The 3,911-nt window shown below is 34.6% G+C and carries 5 protein-coding genes; 4 read left to right on the top strand and 1 reads right to left on the bottom strand.

Annotation, left to right across the window (positions count from 1 at the left end):
* The 4 genes from AC06OU_RS13895 to AC06OU_RS13880 all read left to right on the top strand — a co-directional run.
* Nucleotides 1-671: MFS transporter (locus AC06OU_RS13895; protein WP_475856549.1), on the top strand; the 671-nt coding region annotated here is incomplete at its 5' end.
* A gap of 171 nt (nt 672-842) precedes the next feature.
* Nucleotides 843-1,211, top strand: coding sequence for a cupin (locus tag AC06OU_RS13890; RefSeq protein WP_475856547.1), 369 nt, complete (start codon nt 843-845; stop codon nt 1,209-1,211).
* Nucleotides 1,208-2,011: an aminoglycoside adenylyltransferase domain-containing protein gene (locus tag AC06OU_RS13885; protein ID WP_475856545.1), complete on the top strand. Its 804-nt coding sequence runs from the start codon at nt 1,208-1,210 to the stop codon at nt 2,009-2,011. Before AC06OU_RS13890 ends, AC06OU_RS13885 begins: the two co-directional genes overlap by 4 nt.
* A gap of 84 nt (nt 2,012-2,095) precedes the next feature.
* The gene (locus AC06OU_RS13880; RefSeq protein ID WP_475856543.1) at nt 2,096-2,590 is read left to right on the top strand and encodes a protein kinase; all 495 of its coding nucleotides are present in this window, start codon (nt 2,096-2,098) and stop codon (nt 2,588-2,590) included.
* A gap of 93 nt (nt 2,591-2,683) precedes the next feature.
* Here AC06OU_RS13880 and AC06OU_RS13875 read toward each other — a convergent pair whose 3' ends face one another.
* A complete protein-coding gene (locus AC06OU_RS13875) occupies nt 2,684-3,541 on the bottom strand; it encodes a manganese catalase family protein (protein WP_475856541.1) in 858 nt (285 codons plus the stop codon).
* Between the last annotated feature and the right edge of the window lie 370 nt (nt 3,542-3,911).

Below are 3,911 nucleotides of genomic sequence, written 5' to 3'. Positions count from 1 at the left end.
TTTCGGTTGTGTGCTTAGTCATCTACGCGATTGTAAAAATAGATGTGCCATTACCAAAAGCTCCAAATCAAGATATGGAAAAAAGCTCATTTATATCGAAATTTATAGAGCCTAGAGCTATACCTATCTCTTTTGTGGCACTTCTAATAGGATTTAGCTATTCTGGTGTCATGTCCTTTTTATCCTTCTATGCGGATGAGATAAATCTAGTATCTGCAGCAAGTTATTTCTTTTTAATTTATGCTATAGTCGTTATTTTTTCTCGTCCTTTTACAGGAAAGCTGATGGATACTAAAGGAGCTAATATTGTAACGTATCCTTGTTTAGTTTTGTTTGCTATCGGTATGTTTTTATTCAGCCAGGCAACTGCTGGGTGGATGCTTTTACTTGCAGCAGCACTTATTGGGATCGGTTATGGTAACTTTAATTCAATTGCTCAAAGTGTAGCAGTGAAGGTAACTCCACCACATCGATTTGGTCTTGCTACATCAACTTATTTCATTTTATATGATATTGGATTAGGAGTAGGTCCATTCCTATTAGGCTTTGTAGTACCGTATAGCGGTTATCGTCCTATTTTTCTTTCCATGGTCTTTTTGATACTAATTTGTATTCCTATTTATTACTTACTGCATGGTAGAAGAGACAAAGAACTATTAAAAATATCTTGAATGAATTCACTTAAAAGGAACTAATGAGTTTTGTTTTTAATAAATGGAATTGAATCGAGTCTAATAAACCCTTTGAAGGTAATACAAAACTTCAAAGGGTTTTATTATGTTAAATAGGAAGGGAAATTTGTCTTTAGAATGGAATTAAAGTAGTTATGGAGGAGTGCCAAAATGAAAATATTCCGTTTTGATCAACAGGTTGGACAGAAAATCAATCATTACAATTCGAATTTCATCATGTCTAAAGTAACTAAATTAGGAAGTGAGGCCGTAATAGGCTGTATGCATTTGGAGGAGAATGGTGTTATCGGATTTCATAAGGCCGTTATGCCCCAGCTATTATTAATTGTTAATGGAGAGGGCTGGGTAACCGGTAAAGAACAAACGAAGACACAAGTAAGAGCTGGAGATGCAGTATTCTGGGAAAAAGGAGAGGGACACGAAACGATGACAGATGCTTTTTTAACTGCCATAGTAATTGAGGCAAAGGAATTGAACCCAGAGGAATTTATGCCATTGAAAGAGGTAGCTAATCGATGAAGTGGGATGACGCTACAGATCAAGTTAAAGAATTTACTTTTCAATTAATAGACGAAATTGAGACGGTGATAGGTGATAATAGTGTCGGTTTTTATTTACACGGGTCTCTAGCTTTAGGAGGGTTCAATCCGTTAAGTAGTGACATAGATTTATTGGTAGTAACAGAAAAAGCCTTGTCATTACACGAAAAATTAACATTAACCGAGTTTTTCTTAAAATCGTCTAAAAAACCTTTCCCAATAGAAATTAGTTTTATGAATAGAAGCCAGCTGGAAAAATGGGAGCATCCATCAGCCTATGATTATCATTATAGTGAGTACTGGAGAGAAAGATACGAAGACAATAGAAAGAAATGGCTTATAGATGAGAAAAGAGATGCTGATTTGGCTGCCCATATCACTATCATTAACTACAAAGGAATATGTCTAAGAGGTGAATCAATAGAGCATGTATTCCCGAATATTCCTATGACTGATTATATCGATTCAATTTTGGAAGACTATAGAGACTGTTTGAGTAACATAGAGAAAAAACCAGTTTATTGCGTACTAAATATGTTAAGAGTATACCGTTATTTAACGAGTGGTACTATTTTCTCTAAAATGGAGGCTGGTAAGTGGGGATTAACATTTTTACCTGAAAAGCAAAGCCAGCTAGTGAATCTTGCGATAGACATGTATACAGGGGAGAGTTCTGATTTACAGTTTAAGAGGGAAAATTTAGTAGCATTTAAAGAGTATATAAAAGAAGAAGTAAATGATTTACTAACCTTAAGGACAGGTAGAATAGATGAAAATTAAAGATAAATACATAGAGCTATGTGTGGAGGATAATTTTATTGGTATTGGTTCTACTCGCAAAGTATATAAATATATAATGATATAGTGATTAAAAGATTTCTACATCCAATAGGATATAAACAAGGGTTAAACGAGCAATATATGTATGATTTCTTGGAGAAAGAGGGCTTAGCAGAACACGTAGCAAAGGTTACGTATTTAGATGAACAAATACTGATACAACCTTATTTTAAACCTTTACCATTGGAAAATGGGTGTTCGTATGAAATTAATCTTATCCATGATAGTCGTTTAACAGATGACCTGAAGGATGCAATTCATCTTATTGATTCAAAGTTAGATGGTTTTGATTTTTTGGATAGCGGAAATTACGGATTAGATGATAAAGGCAATTTAATATTAATTGATTATGGGATGACAAAAAAACTGTATGAAAACGAATGGGTGCCCTTAGCAGAGTCAGGTATATTACCACAAATTTTTTTTAATAAATGTATAATCTGTGGCTTGGAAAAGGAGCTGCGAATGTATGGCGATGGGGATTCAGATCACCGCTGTATTGAATGTGGAAAAGAATAATACAGTTTATAAACCTTCTATCAAAAACATTAATAAAAAAACGGACTATAAACAAGCTTGGATGTACCAATTTTGTTTATAGTCCGTTTATTATTATTTCAAGTGTTCTGCTGGTAATGTATTGTGTAAGGAAGGAGGAGCTGGGCTTAAGACAGGCTTTTCACCAAATGCTTTCCCTTGGTCATACGAGAAAGGGTGTCCATCTGGAGCATTTCCTTTTAACCATGGTAATTCTGCACTGTCTTCTCCTTCTGAATGATTATAAAGCGTGTGAGAGAATTCGGTTGCTTCCCATTCCGGTGGAACAGTAGTTGGACAAATAACTCCGCCTTCAGTTGCTTCTAAATCTTTAATTGCTGCCAACCATTGATTTTGATGCATAGTATCTCGAGCTAACAGGAAGGACAGCATATCCTTAACTCCTTTATCGTCAGTCATACCATAAAGACGTGCAACTTGAAGACGTCCTTGAGACTCGGCCATTACATTATGACGCATATCTGCTAACAAGTTACCACTTGCAACTATATAGCCTGCATTCCAAGGGACACCTACTGAGTTAACTGGCATTGCACCTAATCCTGATACAATTGCATGCTGAGGATTCATACCCTCTACTAATACATCCTTAGGGCTCATCCCACCCATTATCGCACCAATAAGTGGATTTGCAGCGCCTTTTTCTTGCTCTGTAACTGGTGCACCTTCTAATAATCTAGCTACCATTGTAGCAATCATTTCAATATGTCCCAACTCTTCCGTACCTGTATCCATTAGCAAATCTTTATATCTTTCATTTCCTCTAGTATTCCATCCTTGGAATAGGTATTGCATGGCAACACTCATCTCTCCAAATTGACCACCAATAATTTCTTGTAAGTGTTTTGCTAATACTGGATCTGGCTTATCCGGTACCGCATGGAAACTTAATTCTTTTTTGTTAAAAAACATAAGATAGATACCTCCTTAAATTTTACTAATTACATTTTAAAAAATACCCAAGCAAATTTAAGTAAAACTCTCAACTATGAAAATAGTAAAATAATACTATTTTCTAAGTTGCACTTAGTTAATGCGACTAATAATAACCGAAATTTTAATGGAAAATATGAATAGAACGTATTTAGAGGTGTTTTTTTGATAGAGCTATCTGGCACGAGACGTGCAGAAGCAAGTCAATTTGATAGCATATCACCAGTTCTTTAAAAACCAATTAAGGGTTTACTCGAAATAATGAAAAAGAAATTTCTCTTTCATTTATTGAATTCATATAAATAATTGAATTGTAATATTATTCTCTATTAAAAATTTAATCAATAAT

The sequence above is a fragment of the Psychrobacillus sp. genome, assembly GCF_056205495.1.
This window is presented reverse-complemented; position numbering and strand designations above follow the sequence as displayed.